The following is a 15,908-nucleotide window of genomic DNA, read 5'->3' on the forward strand; positions in this document are numbered from 1 at the left end:
ACGCCATCGTAGACGGCTTCGTTCTCGCCTCACAAACATGAGCCCGAAGCAAATGTGTGCCCACGCTAGCCCACAAGGGGAGAAGGAAAGATGGCGTGAATGTCCGTGCCAATCGCCGACGCTGGTGATTGGCTGAGCCGCATGTGCCAGGCTCCACCTTCTCCCCTTGTGGGAGAAGGTGGCCGAGCGGAGCTCGGTCGGATGAGGGGTGTTCCAGCTTGGCGCCATGTCAGACATTTTACCTCCAGTTCTTCCGCCGCTCGAGCTCCGCTTCGGATGGCTCTCCCGTGACAAACGAGCCGACCTTGATCTCGCCCGCGCGCTCGTAGGTGGCGATGATGACGCCGGTGCTGGTGGCCTGCGACTTGGCAAGCTTGAAGGCGGCCGGCATCGCGTCATCGCCGAACAGGCGCTTGCCCTTGCCCAGCAACAGCGGGAAGGTCATCAGCCGGATCTCGTCGATCAGCCCGTTGGCGAGTAGCGTCTGGATCAGATTGCCAGATCCCTGGATGAGCAGGTCAGGTCCATCCTCTTGGCTGAGGCGGCGCACCGTGGCGACGATATCTTCCCCAAGCCATTGCGTGTTCTGCCAGGTCAAAGTGTCCGGCCGGTGGGTCGCCACATATTTGGTTGCGGGGTTGAAGGCGTCCGCGATCGGATCCTTCTGATACGGCCAGTACGCGGCGAAGATGTCGTAGGTTCTGCGGCCGAGCAGCAGGGCGAAGGGCTTGGAGAAGAGTTCATCCATCGCCGCGCCCCCCACCTCGTCAAAGTAGTGGAAGGTCCAGCCGCCGAACTTGAAGCCGCCGACCGGATCTTCTTGCGGACCGCCGGGCGCCTGCATGACACCGTCGAGGCTGACGAAGGTGGCTGCGATGATCTTTCTCATTCGAATGCTCCCGTTTCTCCAATCCATGCCGTCGTGGCCGGACTCCAGCCCCAAGGACGGGCGATCGGCGGCCAATCCGACAGGGCACGCGAGATTTCTGGCGGCTCTCCGTCATTTCCGGGGTCTGGCGCGCGGTGCCGCATCGAGACCTTTCGACGAGAACCAGACGTCGCTGAAGATCGCGGTGGCGGTGTGGTCCGGTGTCCTGTCGCTGGTCAGCCAGATCGAGCGGCTGCGCGTCGCCTCGTCACGGGTCGGAATTTTTGCGGCAAGCTCCGCAACCGAGGCACCGAAGCATGGGATGAACCAGGAGCGCATGAATGGATCGCAGGCGAAGCCCCTGTCGGTACGGGTCACCATCACGGCCAGCGGCACGCGCTCGGCCGGGCGCCAGGGAAAGATCATGCGGCCGCCTGGGCGCAACGCCTCCAGCCATCCGGACGGAGGGGCGACGACGCCGGCGTTGACATAGATGATATCGGATGGCGGCAAGGGCGCGGTCACGGCATCGCCATGGACGACCGTCGCGTTGCCACAGGCTTCGAGATTTTTGCGTGCCAGGTCGGCCAGCCTGTCGTCGAGTTCGAAAGCGGTGACGGTGCCGCCAGGTGAAACCAGCCTGGCCAGCAAGGCGGTGTAGTAGCCGGTACCAGAGCCGATATGAGAAACGGCCTCGCCGGGCTTCGGCGCCAGCTTTCCGATCCACATGGCGTGCAGGAACGGCTCGCCATTGTTGATGCCCTTGTCGGCATCGAGCACCACCAGCACGTTCTGATAGAGGTGCGCCGGGTCGGCGCTCGGCGTCGTGACCTTGCCGTTGCCTGCGATGATCGTCCACGGCCCTGGGCCAAGAAAGGCTTCGCGCGGCACCTCGGCGAACACCTCTTCCAGGCGCGGGTCTGGCGAGGCGGCATTGGCCGCCATCAGCCGCGCGTAGAATTTCCTGATATCCTCGATATTGCTCATGCCAATGCGGAAGATAGCGCGGGCCAGCGATCTGTCGCGGATCATGCTCAGGAACGTGCGAACTGCCGGTGAGACCTCAGCCGCCGCCGAACATCGTGTCGTAGAGCAGCTTGAAGTTCAGCACCAGGATGATCGCCGCGACCACCCAGGCAAGGGCTGCGACGCCGCGCGGAATGGCGAGATTGCCCATCTTCTTCTTGTCGGAAACGAACTGCACCAGCGGCACCACCGCGAAGGGCAGCTGCATCGACAGGATCACCTGGCTGAACACCAGCAACTGGCCGGTGCCCTTTTCGCCGTAGAGCGCGGTGACGACCACCACCGGGATGATGGCGAGGCCGCGGGTCAAAAGCCGGCGCGCCCAGTTGGGGATGCGCAGGCGCAGGAACCCTTCCATGATGATCTGGCCGGCGAGCGTCGCCGTCACCGTCGAGTTCAGGCCCGACGCCAGCAGCGCCACGGCAAACAGAATGGAGGCGATTCCGAGGCCGAGCAGCGGCGACAGCAACTCGAAGGCCTGGCCGATCTCGGCGACGTCGTGGTGGCCGGTGTCGTGGAAGGCGACCGCCGAGACGATCAGGATCGCGGCATTGACGAACAGCGCCAGCATCAGGGCGATGGTGGAGTCCGTCGTCGCCCATTTGATGGCGTCGCGCTTGCCCTTCTCGGTGCGCTCATAGGCACGCGTCTGCACGATCGAGGAGTGCAGATAGAGGTTGTGCGGCATCACCGTGGCGCCGATGATGCCGATGGCGATGTAGAGCATCGCGGGGTTGGTGACGATTTCGGAGGACGGCACGAACATCGCATGCAGGATCGTGCCGGCCGGCGGCGCGGCGACGAAGATCTGGATGGCGAAGCAGCTGAAGATGATGATCAGCAGCGCAATGACGAAAGCTTCGAGATAGCGGAAGCCCTTGTTCATCAAGAGCAGCACCAGGAAGGCGTCGAGCGCCGTCAGCATAGCGCCGCCGATCAGCGGAATGCCAAACAGCAGCTGCAGCGCGATCGCGGTGCCGATGACTTCGGCGAGATCGCAGGCGATGATGGCGAGCTCGCAGGCGATCCACAGCACGAAATTGACCGGGCGCGGGTAGTAGGCGCGGCAGGCCTGGGCAAGGTCGCGGCCGGTGGCGATGCCGAGCCGCGCGGCCAGCGCCTGCAGCAGGATGGCCATCAGGTTGGACAGCATGATGATGAACAGAAGCGTGTAGCCGAACTGGGCGCCGCCGGCGAGGTCGGTGGCCCAGTTGCCGGGGTCCATATAGCCGACCGAAACCATGTAGCCTGGGCCCATGAAGGCGAACAGGCGGCGGAGCCAAACGCCCGAACTCGGCACGGCGATCGAAGAATTGACCTCGCGCAGGCTGGGCTGGTCGTCCTCGTCGCGCCTGGCGAAGCGCCATGCGGAACGGGAGGCTGTGGCTTCTGCTTCTGACATGGACAGGCTTTCCGAGACGTCCGGGAATGTCCATAACCTATGCCATGGCTCAACATTATGCAATATGCTATATTTCATTGTATGTGCTTTTTATCCGATGCCGAAGCGCTGGTGACAGAGGCAATTGGGAACGCCGGTTGCGCCTATAGGGGAATGCAAATAAACGGCCTGAAGAATCAGAGCCCGTGCTATAAAGCAGCAACGGCTAAACTCCCGAGGAGGAGCGCGCATTGGCGCTGAAGAACAGACCGGTCCCGCGCGAGCCACTGCCTAACGCCGACGTCCATTCGGAAGGATTCCGGCAGCAGCGCCAAGCGCGCCGCAGCGCGCTGGTCGAGGACTATGTCGAGCTGATCGCCGATCTGATCGAGGACGGCAACGAGGCGCGCCAGGTCGATATCGCCGCACGGCTCGGCGTCGCCCAGCCGACCGTGGCCAAGATGCTGACGCGGTTGTGCGCCGACGGGCTGGTGTCGAGAAAACCCTATCGCGGCGTGTTCCTGACAGAGGCCGGCCGCAAGGTCGCCGAGGAAAGCCGCATCCGCCACCAGACTGTGGAAGCTTTCCTGCGCTCGCTCGGCGTCAGCGCGGAGACGGCGCGCATCGATGCCGAGGGCATCGAGCACCATGTCAGCGCCGAGACGTTGGAAGCGTTCCGCAAGGCGATGACGGCGCGCTGAGCCGCGCCAGCCGCTCCCCGAGCCGCCGGAACCGTCCGATGTCATGCACGTTGCTCCTGGGACCGCGCGATGTCGCGCGCCAAGGGAGGAAGCGATGGGAATTGAACAGGCACCGACGGCGAAGGGCAAGCAGGCGGCCAGCGGATTGAAGCAGGCGGCTGCGAAGGACGAGCGCAAGACCGAGGCCGAGATCGGTCACCCCCTGAAGAAGGGCGCGGCGCGTTTCGAGGAACGTTCGAAAAGCTCGGACGGCAAAAGCGCCGGCGCCAAGCAGAAGGGGTAAGTCCGTTGCGCGATGCAGGGTTGGTTCACTCGCGAACATCCTGCACCCAGCTCCTGGGATGGCCGTCGACGCGGAACTGGAAGATGAAATAGGGCGGAATGCAGGTGCCTTCGCCAGGTTTGGCTTCGGCCAGATCGTCATAGCCGGCGGTGCAGATATAGTCCTCGCGGCAGGGATGCGCCTTGTCGCAGGCGCGCAGGCCGGCGGTCTTGGTGAATTCCCTGGTGCAGAATTTGTGATCCTTGCCCGAGGCGATGCAGTCGTTGAAGCCGGTCTTGGCCAGCCGGCCGCAGGTGGCCTCGTTGGGAAGCTTGTCGCAGGTCGCCTTGCGCAGCATGCCGCCGGGAAAGCCGCCGGTCTTCTGCTGCGGGTTGTCGTAGCGCTGACGCGCCGCGCCATAACCGGCGAGCTTCACCACCGGTTTCTTGTCGCGTGCGGGGTCGATGGCGCATGCCTTGGCGGTGGCCGGCGACAGACGGCAATACTGGTCGCTGCCCCATGTCGACATCTTGATCTCGCCGAACTCGACGGGGTCGCCGACCGCGCTGCCCTTCTCGCTGACGCAGGTGCCGAAACCCGGGTGGATCGCGCTTGCATGCACGCCGGCGCAGCGCAGGCCGGCGCCGCAGGTCCAGTCCTCGAAGCTTGCGTCCTTACCGCTGTAGCAGATCGAGCCCCAGCCATTGTAAAGGTCGGTGCCCTTCAGCGCCTCGGCATATTTCTGGTCGGGACGGGCAGCGAAACCTCTGGTGAAATCCGGATGACCGCCGGCGGCGAACTGCTCGACAATGGCGCGGCGGCGCGGCAGGTCGGCGAAGAAGACGGCCGAACCAGGCACGAAGACGGCGTTGCGGCGCGGCTCGCTGGCCGGGTCGGCGCCGGTGTAGTGGAAGCCGGCAATGCCATGCGTCTGGTGGCAGCCGGTACAGCTCATCTCGTTCAGCCGCAGGTCGAAGCCGGCCACGGACTTGATGGTGGCGAGCGTATTGCCCCGGGCGACATAGTCCTTCAGCGCCTTGTCGATATCGGCATCGTCGACCAGCCCATAGGCGATGTTATTCTGCGAGCGGCTGAGGCCTCCAGGCGCGACCGAAACGGCGCTTTTGGCCAGGAATCTTTCGTCGATGACCAGCCGGCCATGGTCGAGGTCATAGATGTTGCGGTCGGTGAGCAGCCATTTGGCGAAGGCCGGCTTGTCGGCCAGCACCGTCGCCCGGTCGATCTGGTTCTCCATCCTCGATTCGTAGAAGCTCGAGGTCGCCGGATCCCATTTGAAGATCTTCAGGAGATACTCGGCGTGGCCGCCGAAATCGCGCCGCGTCGAGGCGGACAGTCTGAGCACCTGCATATTGAGTTCGAGCCGCATGACCTGCGAGGAGTTCAGCATGGCGCCCGACAGCGGGCCTTCGCCGGAGCGCAGCCAGGCGGCGAGCTGTTCGGGCGGCAGATCCTTTTGACCGGCGGCCAGCCAGCGGTTGGCGACGTCGGCGCAGGACACATCGGTGGTATCAGGCAGATCCTTCGAGGCGCGGGCCTGCGCCTGCCTTGGCTTGGCGTTGAACACCAGGCTCATAGTCAACGGCAGGCGTGAGGAAATGCGCTGCGCAGTCTTCCCCCCGATTGGCTTGCCCTTGGCCGGCTTTTCCGCGACCGAATAGTGGAAGCGGTAGATCAGCCTGATCTCACCGCATTCGGTGTGGCCGAGATAGCCGCGGTCCATGCGGTTGACGATGCCGGTCAGATCGAGCGTCGAGCCGTCGTCGTCGATGTATTTCGGATTGAATTTCTGGCTGGTGTCCTTCGATCTCGCCATGGCGGCGACATAGGGGTCGGGGCTGGTCCTCGGCTCCTCGGCGATCTCGAGCTTGACCGTGTCGCGCACCGTGGCCAGCGCCGGCACCGAAAACAGGCCGCGATTGTCAACCTCGCGGGTAAGGCCGAGTGCCGGCCCAAGCAGGCGGCTGATCGAAAGACCGTCACGCTCCAGCGCCTGCAAGGTGGCGGGATCGGTGACGGCAACGCTGGAATCGAGCGTCACCGCGTCGGCGTCCATGACGCCAAGACAGAGCAGGGTCGCGAGCAGCGACAGGAATCGACCGATCGTCTTCAGTCTCACGCACCCCTCCCGTTGCGGCGATGCTACAGGCGTTCGCCGGTCCCGGCCAGTGCTCTGAAGCCGTCACGCGGGCGCTGCCTCGGCCGCTGAAAAATACTGTGACTTGGTGCAACCATTGGGATAATTGTTTGTTGGGTTGAGCCGGCCTGCCGGAGCAACGGGGACGTTTACATCACGGGGAGTTGCCATGCTCTGGAAAGGCCGTCGTCAGAGTGACAATATCGAGGACGACCGCAGCGACAGCGGCGGTGGCGGTATCGGCGGCGGTAGCCCTGGCCAGTTCCGCATCCCGATCGGCGGCCGTGCCGGCGGTGGCGGCAGCATCTTCCTCGTCATCCTGGTGGTTCTCGCCGGCTGGTATTTCGGCTTCGATCCCTCGACGATCCTGGGCGGTGGCGATGGCGGCCTGCTGCCCGGCGGCGGTGGCCAGATCACCGACGACAGCGGCGGCCAGGACAGCGGGACCGCCCCCGCCAATGACGAGATGAAGCAGTTCGTGGCGACCGTGCTCGCCGAGACCGAGGATACCTGGACCGGCATCTTCAAGTCGCAGGGGTTGACCTATGAAGACCCGAAGCTGGTGCTGTTTTCAGGCCAGGTCCGCTCCGCCTGCGGCTTTGCCTCCGCGGCTGCCGGACCGTTCTATTGCCCGGGCGATCACAAGGTCTATCTCGACATGACCTTCTTCCAGCAGCTCGACCAGCAGTTCGGCGCTTCCGGCGAGTTCGCCCGTGCCTATGTGATCGCGCATGAGGTCGGTCACCACGTGCAGAATCTCACCGGCATCATGGGCAAGTTCAACCAGATGCGGCAAGGCATGAGCGAAGCCGATTCCAACCAGCTGTCGGTGCGCATCGAGTTGCAGGCCGACTGCTTCGCCGGTGTCTGGGCGCACTACACCGGGCAGAAGGGCATATTGGAGCAGGGCGATTTCGAAAGCGCGCTCAACGCCGCCAAGCAGATCGGCGACGACACGCTGCAGAAGAAGATGCAGGGCTATGTCGTGCCGGAAAGCTTCAACCACGGCACCTCGCAGCAGCGGCAGACCTGGCTGGCGCGCGGCTACAAGAGCGGCAAGCTTTCGGATTGCAACACGATGAGCGGTGCAATCTGAGCACCCGATTCACGCCGGTAGCCTGACGGCGAACAGGCCGTCAGGGGATGTCAGGATCAAACATTCCTGCCTGTTCCCGCATTGTTCCTTATTGCGGCCTCGCCTATAAGGTGCGTTCGCCCAGGCCCCGGGGCGGACCGAGGAGCTTGACCCGCCATGATCGACCCCAAAACCGCCAGGCGGGGCCTGGCGCTCGTTTTCACCACGCTGCTGCTCGACATCATCGGCTTCGGCATGATCATGCCGGTGCTGCCGGCCTATCTCAGGGAATTGACCGGTGTCAGCATCAGCGGCGCGGCGATCGAAGGCGGCTGGCTGTTCTTCGTCTATGCGGCGATGCAGTTCTTCTTCGCGCCGATCATGGGCGGCTTGAGCGATCGGTTCGGACGGCGGCCGATCCTGCTCGCCTCGGTTCTGACCTTCTCGATCGACAACCTGATCTGCGCGGTCGCGTGGTCCTACCCGATGCTGTTCATCGGGCGTGTGCTGGCCGGCATTTCGGGCGCCAGCTATTCGACGACATCGGCCTTCATCGCCGACATCTCGAACGATGAGAACCGTGCGAAGAATTTCGGCCTGTTGGGCATCGCCTTCGGCGTCGGTTTCGTCATCGGGCCGGTGCTCGGCGGATTGCTCGGCGCGTTCGGACCGCGGGTGCCGTTCTATTTCGCCGCCGGGCTTGCCTGCGTGAACTTCCTGATCGCGATGTTGTTCCTGCCCGAAACGCTGGATGACAAGCATCGCCGCCGCTTCGAGTGGAAACGCGCCAACCCGGTCGGCACGCTGCTGCAGATGCGCCAGTATCATGGCATCGGCTGGATCGGGCTCGTCTTCTTCCTGATGACGCTCGGGCACATGATGTACCCGGCGGTCTGGTCGTTCGTCTCCAATTACCGCTATGGCTGGAGCGAACAGCAGATCGGCTTCTCGCTCGGCGCCTTCGGGCTGTGCGGCGCGATCATCATGGGCACGGTTCTGCCACGCGTCATCCCCAGGCTCGGCGAATGGAGGACGGCGGTTATCGGCCTGACATTCACGGCTGCGAGCGCGTTCGGCTACGCCTTCGCCTCGCAGGGATGGATGGTCTATGCGGTGATCGTCGTCGGCTGCCTGGAAGCGCTGGCCGATCCGCCGCTCCGAAGCCTCGCCGCAGCCAAGGTGCCGCCGTCGGCACAGGGCGAACTGCAGGGCGCGATGACCTCGATCTTCTCGATCACCTCGATCATCACGCCGCTGCTCTATACGGCGATCTTTTCCTGGTTCACCGGCCCAAGCGCGCCGGTGACTTTCGGTGGTGCGCCCTATCTGGTCGGTGCGTGCTTCCTGACGCTGGCGGTCATCGTCTTTGTCGCCAAGGTGGCGCGGCCGGCGACGCGTGCAAATGTCACCGGCGTCGCCGAAGACGGGGCACAGGTGTGAGCCACGACAGCCGCATTGCGCTAACAAAGGACGTGTCGCTGTCGCGGCTGGTCTTCGGTGCCTGGCGCCTGCTCAACGGAGCCGTGCGCCCCGATGCCGATCAAGTCGCAAGACTGATCGGCAGCGCCGTCGATCTCGGCCTGACCAGTTTCGACCATGCCGACATCTATGGGCACTACGAGGTCGAGCCAGCGTTCGGCGCCGGGCTGGCGCGCTGGAAAGGCAAGCGCGAGCAGATCGAGCTGATCTCGAAATGCGACATCATGCTGGCCTCTGCCAACAGGCCGCAAAACCAGCTGAAGCACTACGACACCAGTGCCGCGCATATCACAGCCTCGGTCGACCGTTCGCTCGCCAATCTCGGCACCGATTATCTCGACCTGTTGCTGCTGCACCGGCCGGATCCTCTGATGGATGCGGACGAGACGGCGGCGGCACTTGCCGCGCTGGTTAAATCAGGCAAGGTCAGGGCGGTCGGCGTGTCCAATTTCACGCCGTCGCAGTTCGACCTGTTGGCATCGCGGCTGCCGTTTCCCTTGGCCACCAACCAAATCGAGATGTCGGTGCTGAAGACGTCTGCGCTGACCGACGGCAGCCTCGATCACGCGCAGCGTCTCGGTTACGCGCCGATGGTCTGGTCGCCGCTCGGCGGTGGCTCGCTGTTCACCGGCAAGGAAGCACGCGAGGCGCGGGTGCGGGCGGCACTGGCGGCGGTAGCAGCCGAGATTGGCGCCGGCGATCTCGCCGCTGTCGCCCTCGCCTGGCTGCTGCGTCATCCGGCACGGTTGGTGCCGGTGCTGGGCTCGATGAAGCCGGAACGTTTAGCTGCGATGGTCAAGGCATTGGATATCGTGCTCGACCGCCAGCAATGGTTCGCCATACTGGAGGCCAGCGAAGGCCGGCCGGTGGCTTAGGATCGGGTGTTTGGGGAGCGAGGCTGCGAGATGTTTGCGCTGCCCCTCATCCGCCTGCCGGCACCTTCTCCCCGTATAGTGACAGGGAAAAGGGAGATCCGCCGTGACCTCGCCGCCCTCTTTTGCAACGTCGACAATTGGCGAAATCTTGGCGACGGCGTCTTTCTCCCCGTCACTATACGGGGAGAAATGCCCGGCAGGGCAATGAGGGGCAGCGCTAACGGATCGAATTAAGCCCGCTCCGCGAGCAATTCCTCGCCGCGCTTTTCGCGGATCAGGTTGACGAAGCGGCGGAAGAGATAGTGCGAGTCTTGCGGGCCGGGCGAGGCCTCGGGATGATGCTGGACCGAGAACACCGGGCGGCCGGTCAGCGCTATGCCGCAGTTCGAACCGTCGAACAGCGAGACATGGGTTTCCTCGACGCCCGATGGCAGCGAGTCGGCGTCGACGGCAAAGCCATGGTTCATCGAGACGATCTCGACCTTGCCGGTGGTGTGGTCCTTGACCGGATGATTGGCGCCGTGGTGGCCCTGGTGCATCTTGGCGGTCCTGCCGCCCAGCGCCAGCGCCAGCATCTGGTGGCCGAGGCAGATGCCGAACACCGGAATGTCGGTCTTGAGCAAATCCTGGATGACCGGCACGGCATAGTCGCCGGTGGCTTCCGGATCGCCGGGGCCGTTGGAGAGAAAGATGCCGTCGGGCTGCATGGCCAGGATCTCTTCCGAGCCGGTGCTGGCCGGAACCACGGTGACCTTGGCGCCGAGGCCGGAAAGCAGGCGCAATATGTTGCGCTTGACGCCATAGTCGATGGCGACGACGTGCATGGAGGGCTCGGCCTGTTCGCCAAAGCCTTCGTTCCACACCCAGGGCGTCTCGCGCCAGACCGAGGACTGACCCGAAGTGACTTCCTTGGCAAGGTCGAGCCCGATCAGGCCCGACCAGGCGGCGGCGCGGCGCTTCAGGTCTTCGAGGTCGAAGACGCCGTCGGGCGCGTGCGCGATGACGGCGTTGGGCATGCCCTTTTCACGGATCAGGGCGGTCAGCGCGCGGGTGTCGATGCCCGAAAGCGCGACGATGCCGCGCTTCTTCAGCCACTGGTCGAGGTGACCGGCGGCGCGGTAGTTGGACGGATTGGTGACGTCGGCCTTGAACACCGCGCCCACGGCGCCGGCGCGTGCGACCGGGTTGAGGTCCTCGATGTCTTCGCCGTTGGTGCCGATGTTGCCGATATGCGGGAAGGTGAAGGTGACGATCTGGCCGGCATAGGACGGGTCGGTGAGGATTTCCTGGTAGCCGGTGAGTGCCGTGTTGAAGCAGACTTCGGCGACAGCCGAGCCGGTGGCGCCAAGGCCGCGACCCTCGATGACGGTGCCATCGGCCAGCACCAGCAGGGCGGTCGGCTTTTCGGTCGCCCAGGCGGGGGTCGACGTGGGGGTCAACGCGGGCGTCATCTCGGCCATGTCGGCACTCCTATCAGACCGCGCGCTTGCAACCGGCCCGGTGGGCCATCCGCGCGGCAAACGGCGCGAAGCGGCGATTTCGCGGCTCCCACGCAGTCAGGCTTCAGTTCATGCAAGGCTGAGTACATAGGGGAAGGGAGCAGGGTGGTCAATGATCATGCGAAATGCGGCGGCGATTTATTTCATCAAGCAATATCAGAGGCTTGCCGCGTGATATGAGGGTTTGCCTTGGCTTGTCCCCGGCGCTATTGTCCGCGCCGGCCGAAGGAGAAAGCACGATGCGCGGAAAAATCGCCGAATCCCTGAAGAGCGCGATGAAGGCGCAGGACAAGCACCGGCTGCCGACATTGCGGCTGATCCAGGCCGCCATACACGATCGCGACATCGCCAATCGCGGCGCCGGCAAGGAACCGGCCAGCGACGAGGAGATCCTGCAGATCCTGGCCAAGATGGTGAAGCAGCGCGAGGAATCGGCCAAGGCCTTCGAGGATGGCAAGCGGCCGGAACTGGCGGCGCAGGAGCGCGGCGAGATGGAGATCATCCGCGGCTTCCTGCCGACGCAGCTCGACGATGCGGCGATCGCCGCCGCGGCGCGCGAGGCGATCGCCGCGACGGGTGCCGCCAGCCAGAAGGACATGGGCAAGGTGATCGCCGCGCTGAAGCAGAAATATGCCGGCCAGATGGATTTCGGCAAGGCAAGCGGCATCGTCAAGGGGCTGCTGCAGTAGGGCGCTGTCCATCATTCAGTTCCGTAGCGACTTCAGCTGACCTGGCGCCGCCGAATCCAGGTCGGGAGTGGAACTTGGATACCCCCGAGATGTTTATCAGTCATGCAACTGGAGAGATGTCATGACTGAGAACGAAACCCGCTATGAAACCGGTGCGAGGAAGTATCCGGCGAAGACCGGTGCCGACCCTTCCGATGAATTCTCCCAGGACGCGGCCGGCAACAAGCAGCCTGCCGGGGGAATGGGGCTCACCCGCGGGAAGGATGAAGTAGAAGACCGCACCCGCCAGTCGGAGGGACAAAACCCGCCAAGGCTAGTCACGCCGAGCCCCGCAACCGAAAAGACGTCCGGTGCCGGCCCCGCTTTCGCGGAGCGTTCCAAGGACGCCAAAGCTCCGAAGAGCGGCCGCCAGCCGGGAGCGTATGTCAAGAAGTGATCGCTGGACGGGACCCGAGAGGTTCTGGCACTACACGGCTGGTCATTAACGACCGATTTCCACTTGCGCCTTTCGCGACTGGTTGGTCGGTATCTCTCTTGCGGGCCTCCGAGGCTCCAACGCGCGGCGCAATGCCGGCGCTTCCTGCTGGATATGGTCCCACAGGCGGTTCGCGACCGGGCCTCACGGCTCCTTGCAGATCGGCACTGGTTGCGACGGTGCCGCCGGATGGTCTTTCTTGTATTGCACGATGATCGGCTCGAGGGTTTTTCGCGGCCAGAATTTCGGCGTGCCGATTTCCTTCAGGCAGGAGGCGTTCCAGTAGAGATCGGTGCCGGACAGCGAATGGCTTTTGGCCGATGCTTGCGCCACGGCGGCGATGTCGCGCGATTCCGGGTAGATGTAGAGCGTCGTCGGGTTGTCCTTGACCATCGCGATGATCTGCCGCGCATCCGCCGGCGACCAGCTGGTGCAGCCATTGCTGCGGCCGCCGGCATAGTCCACCAGCTTACCGAACGGCACCAGACCATCGTGGTCGGCATAGGAGCTGTTCGGGCTTTTGCGCATGCACATGCCGCGCAGCACCTGCGCGGCATGGCCGCCGATCACGCGCTGCCTGGCGTTGGCCGCTTCGCCTTCGCCGTCGAACTGTATGAAGGTGCGCTGGAAGGCCACGTCCTGCTTCGCGCCGGTGCGGTAGTAGCCCTTGAACGAGGTTTTCGCCTCGCGGGTCATGTAGGCGCCGCCGGCCGTCAGCTCCGAATCCATGGCATTGCCGAAGTTCTTCGAACAGCGCCTGCCATTTGAGAAATCGACCGTGCCTTTCAGGTTGCGGCCGCCGCCATGCCCCGACGAGATGGCGCGAAACGACTGGCTGGCTTCGCACACGACGTAATACCGGCGCCCCAGCACGCCGTTGCCCAGATCGCCGGGACGCGTGGCATCCATGGCAAAATAGCAGGGGTTCCTGACCGCGCCTTGCGCGACCTTCTCACGGTAAAGCGCTCGCGCCCGCTCGAGCACCACTTGCGAGATCTGGCCATCGCCGTCGCCGACATGAGCCTGCAGCCAGGCCGGAATATCGGATGGTGCGGCGAACGACCGGACGGCCGTCAAGGCGATGACGACAAGCAACAAGCCGGCGACGATACCCAAAGGGACAGATCTCAACCGCACCGGTTCAATTCTCCCGCCGAAGCCATGCGAATCCTTGCGGTGTTTGCCGCACGCGACTCAATCATAAAATGTCTCGTGGCAATCGGCGAAACACATCTTGTTTAGCGGGCACGCAAGTTCAAACGAACCGAGGTCGGCGTGCAAGCCGCCCTTAGACCGGGATGCTGGTCCAAGGCTTGCGACAATGGGTTGAGCGCTCTCCCGGCTGCGATTATGCATGCTTTCTGAGGAGAGCATGGATCATGGTCGAGATCGTCAGACCCACGCTTGAACATCTGCCGTCCTACAAGGCGGCGCTAGAGCGCGGCTGGTCGCCGGACAATGTGCGGCTCCTGCAGGCGACGCGCGAACAACTTGCGGCGATAGAGAAGGATCCAGTGGCGTTCCTGGCCAACCTCGATGATCCCGAGGCGAAAGGTGGCCCAATCACCTTGCCCGACGGGACGAAAGTGCCACGCCTGCCGGGTTTCCGTCGCTGGATTTGGGACGGCGAGGCATCGGGCTCGATCGGCTTGCGTTGGCAGAAGGGCACGGCGGACCTGCCGCCGCATGTGCTTGGCCATATAGGCTATGCGGTGGTGCCGTGGAAGCGGCGGCGCGGCTACGCGACCGAGGCGCTGCGGCTGATGCTGGACGAGGCGAGGGCGGTTGGCCTGGCTCACGTCGAGATCACCGCCAAGCCGGGCAACCCGGCGTCGCACAAGGTGATCCTGGCCAATGGCGGCAGGCTGGTCGAGCGCTTCTTCGAGGATGCCGCCTATGGCGGGGCGGAGAGTTTGCGGTTCCGGATCGGGCTGTAGCCGGCGCCATCCTCACCCGTGCTCGTCGGCACACAGCGCGTGGTCGGACAGGGCGCCGACGGGTAGCTTGAGGCGCTACTCGGCGGCGGCCGTCAGCGGCGGCGTGGCGTTGCTGCGCGCTTCCCAGAAATACGAGGCGAGTGCCACGAGCACGGCGACCAGCATCGCGAAAGCGCCAAGCAGCGGCAGGCTGCGATAGCCGAAGCCGCTGTTCAGCATGGCGGCACCCAGCGACGCCGCCAGCGCGATGCCGACATTGAAGCCGGACGGGATCAGCGAGGAGGCGAGGTTCGACGCGTCCGCGGTCCAGGCCAGGATGCGGGTCTGGATCGGCGTGCCGATGGCGAAATTGAGGCCGCCCCAGATGACGATCGCAACGGTCATCGGCAGGGGATAGGGGCTGACGGCATAGATCACCGCCAGCGTCACCGTCTGCAGGCCAAGCATCGTGATCAGCGAGGGCATCAGTTTCCAGTCGGAGAGCTTGCCGCCGAGGAAGACGCCGAGCGTGGCGCCGACGCCGTTGAGCAGCAGCACCCAAGGCACCAGATCCTCGTCCAGCCCGGTGATCTCAAGCAGGGTCGGGGTGATGTAGGTGAATAGGCCGAACTGGCCGATCATCAGCATCAGCATCAGGATCAGCGAGGTCCAGACCTGTTGGCGCGCCAGCACGCGGACCTCGCGGGCAAGGCCGGCATGCTTCGCTTGATATCCCGTGGTGCGCGGCAGAAGGGCCGCCATGGCAAAAGTTGCCGCGACGCCCAGCGCGCACATTACCCAGAAGGTCGCGCGCCAGCCCCAGATGTTGCCGATCGCGGTGCCCGCCGGCACGCCGATGACGTTGGAGACGGTCAGGCCGGACAGGATGACGGCGACCGCCATGCCACGCTGGTCCTCGCGCACCAGGCCGACCGCCACCACCATGGCGACGCCGAAATAGGCGCCATGCGCGACCGCGACGGCAATGCGCAACAAGAGCATCGAGGTGAAGTCTGGCGCCAGCGCGCAGGCCGCCTGGCCGATGGTGAAGACGATGGCGAGGCCGAGCAGCAAGGTCTTGCGCGGCAGCGACTTGGTGGCGAGCGCCAGCAGCGGGCCGCCGATGGCGATGCCGCAGGCGTAGCCCGAGACGAGATAGCCCGATGTGGGAACCGAAACGCCGAGCCCCTGTGCCACCTGCGGCAGCACGCCGGCGATGACGAACTCGGTGGTGCCGAAGGCGAAAGCGGCGATGAACAGGGCGATGAGTGGAAGCGACATGGGAAAAGCCTTGGCTGGAACGGCCTCAAACCACGGATGGGCCTTGCGGGCAATCCAGAAATTGTGGGCGTCGGTTTAGGTTTTCTTCAGTGAGGGTGCAAGGCAGTGAAGCTGCCAATCTCCCCCCAAGTGGGGGGAGATTGCCTGCAGGCTGTCCGAACCGGATAGATAGGTAACAGAATGGACCTGATGGATGGGTGACAGTTTTCTCCTTCGCTGGGAGGAC

At 64.3% G+C, this 15,908-nt stretch carries 15 protein-coding genes; 8 read left to right on the top strand and 7 right to left on the bottom strand.

Annotated elements, in window-relative coordinates; all coding sequences use genetic code 11:
• Positions 1-238: 238 nt before the first annotated feature.
• The 3 genes from X741_RS137180 to X741_RS137170 all read right to left on the bottom strand — a co-directional run bounded on the left by X741_RS137180 (position 239) and on the right by X741_RS137170 (position 3,296).
• A complete protein-coding gene (locus X741_RS137180) occupies positions 239-889 on the bottom strand; it encodes a dihydrofolate reductase family protein (RefSeq protein WP_023780868.1) in 651 nt (216 codons plus the stop codon).
• A 111-nt stretch (positions 890-1,000) separates the two neighbouring features.
• Complete coding sequence (locus tag X741_RS137175) at positions 1,001-1,855, bottom strand: protein-L-isoaspartate O-methyltransferase (protein WP_031250760.1); 855 nt, start codon at positions 1,853-1,855, stop codon at positions 1,001-1,003.
• Between the two features lie 76 nt (positions 1,856-1,931).
• Complete coding sequence (locus X741_RS137170) at positions 1,932-3,296, bottom strand: Nramp family divalent metal transporter (protein ID WP_023780870.1); 1,365 nt, start codon at positions 3,294-3,296, stop codon at positions 1,932-1,934.
• Positions 3,297-3,526: 230 nt separating this feature from the next.
• On the opposite strand from X741_RS137170, the gene mntR reads away from it, so the two are divergent.
• Positions 3,527-3,976 (top strand): manganese-binding transcriptional regulator MntR, encoded by a 450-nt coding sequence (mntR, locus tag X741_RS137165; RefSeq protein WP_023780871.1) that lies wholly within the window; start codon positions 3,527-3,529, stop codon positions 3,974-3,976.
• Positions 3,977-4,070: 94 nt separating this feature from the next.
• Positions 4,071-4,259 carry a hypothetical protein gene (locus X741_RS137160; protein WP_013893618.1) on the top strand — a complete coding sequence of 63 codons (189 nt, stop codon included), beginning with the start codon at positions 4,071-4,073 and terminating at the stop codon, positions 4,257-4,259.
• A gap of 25 nt (positions 4,260-4,284) precedes the next feature.
• Here the strand turns inward: X741_RS137160 and X741_RS137155 are convergent, their stop codons facing one another.
• A complete protein-coding gene (locus tag X741_RS137155; RefSeq protein ID WP_023780872.1) occupies positions 4,285-6,375 on the bottom strand; it encodes a hypothetical protein in 2,091 nt (696 codons plus the stop codon).
• Between the two features lie 187 nt (positions 6,376-6,562).
• On the opposite strand from X741_RS137155, the gene X741_RS137150 reads away from it, so the two are divergent.
• From X741_RS137150 to X741_RS137140, 3 genes are all read left to right on the top strand, one after another.
• Complete coding sequence (locus X741_RS137150) at positions 6,563-7,489, top strand: neutral zinc metallopeptidase (protein WP_023780873.1); 927 nt, start codon at positions 6,563-6,565, stop codon at positions 7,487-7,489.
• A gap of 156 nt (positions 7,490-7,645) precedes the next feature.
• Positions 7,646-8,908: a tetracycline resistance MFS efflux pump gene (locus tag X741_RS137145; RefSeq protein WP_023780874.1), complete on the top strand. Its 1,263-nt coding sequence runs from the start codon at positions 7,646-7,648 to the stop codon at positions 8,906-8,908.
• The gene (locus X741_RS137140; RefSeq protein ID WP_023780875.1) at positions 8,905-9,822 is read left to right on the top strand and encodes an aldo/keto reductase; all 918 of its coding nucleotides are present in this window, start codon (positions 8,905-8,907) and stop codon (positions 9,820-9,822) included. The genes X741_RS137145 and X741_RS137140 overlap by 4 nt, the downstream gene beginning before the upstream one ends.
• 230 nt (positions 9,823-10,052) lie before the next feature.
• On the opposite strand, the gene carA is transcribed toward X741_RS137140, so the two are convergent.
• Positions 10,053-11,282: a glutamine-hydrolyzing carbamoyl-phosphate synthase small subunit gene (gene carA, locus X741_RS137135; protein ID WP_023780876.1), complete on the bottom strand. Its 1,230-nt coding sequence runs from the start codon at positions 11,280-11,282 to the stop codon at positions 10,053-10,055.
• 278 nt (positions 11,283-11,560) lie between these two features.
• On the opposite strand from carA, the gene X741_RS137130 reads away from it, so the two are divergent.
• Entirely contained in the window at positions 11,561-12,010 is a 450-nt protein-coding gene (locus tag X741_RS137130) for a GatB/YqeY domain-containing protein (RefSeq protein ID WP_031250762.1), read from the top strand.
• Between the two features lie 121 nt (positions 12,011-12,131).
• On the top strand, positions 12,132-12,446 hold the full coding sequence (locus tag X741_RS137125; RefSeq protein ID WP_023780878.1) for a hypothetical protein: 315 nt from the start codon (positions 12,132-12,134) through the stop codon (positions 12,444-12,446).
• A 183-nt stretch (positions 12,447-12,629) separates the two neighbouring features.
• Here X741_RS137125 and X741_RS137120 read toward each other — a convergent pair whose 3' ends face one another.
• Complete coding sequence (locus tag X741_RS137120; RefSeq protein WP_031250763.1) at positions 12,630-13,622, bottom strand: hypothetical protein; 993 nt, start codon at positions 13,620-13,622, stop codon at positions 12,630-12,632.
• Positions 13,623-13,864: 242 nt separating this feature from the next.
• On the opposite strand from X741_RS137120, the gene X741_RS137115 reads away from it, so the two are divergent.
• Positions 13,865-14,422 carry a GNAT family N-acetyltransferase gene (locus X741_RS137115; protein ID WP_023780880.1) on the top strand — a complete coding sequence of 186 codons (558 nt, stop codon included), beginning with the start codon at positions 13,865-13,867 and terminating at the stop codon, positions 14,420-14,422.
• Positions 14,423-14,497: 75 nt separating this feature from the next.
• Here X741_RS137115 and X741_RS137110 read toward each other — a convergent pair whose 3' ends face one another.
• Positions 14,498-15,682 (bottom strand): MFS transporter, encoded by a 1,185-nt coding sequence (locus X741_RS137110; RefSeq protein WP_023780881.1) that lies wholly within the window; start codon positions 15,680-15,682, stop codon positions 14,498-14,500.
• Between the last annotated feature and the right edge of the window lie 226 nt (positions 15,683-15,908).

This window comes from Mesorhizobium sp. LNHC221B00 (assembly GCF_000502935.1).
Taxonomy (GTDB): domain Bacteria; phylum Pseudomonadota; class Alphaproteobacteria; order Rhizobiales; family Rhizobiaceae; genus Mesorhizobium; species Mesorhizobium opportunistum.

Bases quoted from the DNA above. Each gene is read 5' to 3' on its own strand.
- X741_RS137110 (WP_023780881.1), bottom strand. From the start codon at position 15,682: ATGTCGCTTCCACTCATCGCCCTGTTCATCGCCGCTTTCGCCTTCGGC.
- X741_RS137115 (WP_023780880.1), top strand. From the start codon at position 13,865: ATGGTCGAGATCGTCAGACCCACGCTTGAACATCTGCCGTCCTACAAG.
- carA (WP_023780876.1), bottom strand. From the start codon at position 11,282: ATGGCCGAGATGACGCCCGCGTTGACCCCCACGTCGACCCCCGCCTGG.
- X741_RS137125 (WP_023780878.1), top strand. From the start codon at position 12,132: ATGACTGAGAACGAAACCCGCTATGAAACCGGTGCGAGGAAGTATCCG.
- X741_RS137130 (WP_031250762.1), top strand. From the start codon at position 11,561: ATGCGCGGAAAAATCGCCGAATCCCTGAAGAGCGCGATGAAGGCGCAG.
- X741_RS137170 (WP_023780870.1), bottom strand. From the start codon at position 3,296: ATGTCAGAAGCAGAAGCCACAGCCTCCCGTTCCGCATGGCGCTTCGCC.
- X741_RS137150 (WP_023780873.1), top strand. From the start codon at position 6,563: ATGCTCTGGAAAGGCCGTCGTCAGAGTGACAATATCGAGGACGACCGC.
- X741_RS137175 (WP_031250760.1), bottom strand. From the start codon at position 1,855: ATGAGCAATATCGAGGATATCAGGAAATTCTACGCGCGGCTGATGGCG.
- X741_RS137160 (WP_013893618.1), top strand. From the start codon at position 4,071: ATGGGAATTGAACAGGCACCGACGGCGAAGGGCAAGCAGGCGGCCAGC.
- X741_RS137180 (WP_023780868.1), bottom strand. From the start codon at position 889: ATGAGAAAGATCATCGCAGCCACCTTCGTCAGCCTCGACGGTGTCATG.
- X741_RS137145 (WP_023780874.1), top strand. From the start codon at position 7,646: ATGATCGACCCCAAAACCGCCAGGCGGGGCCTGGCGCTCGTTTTCACC.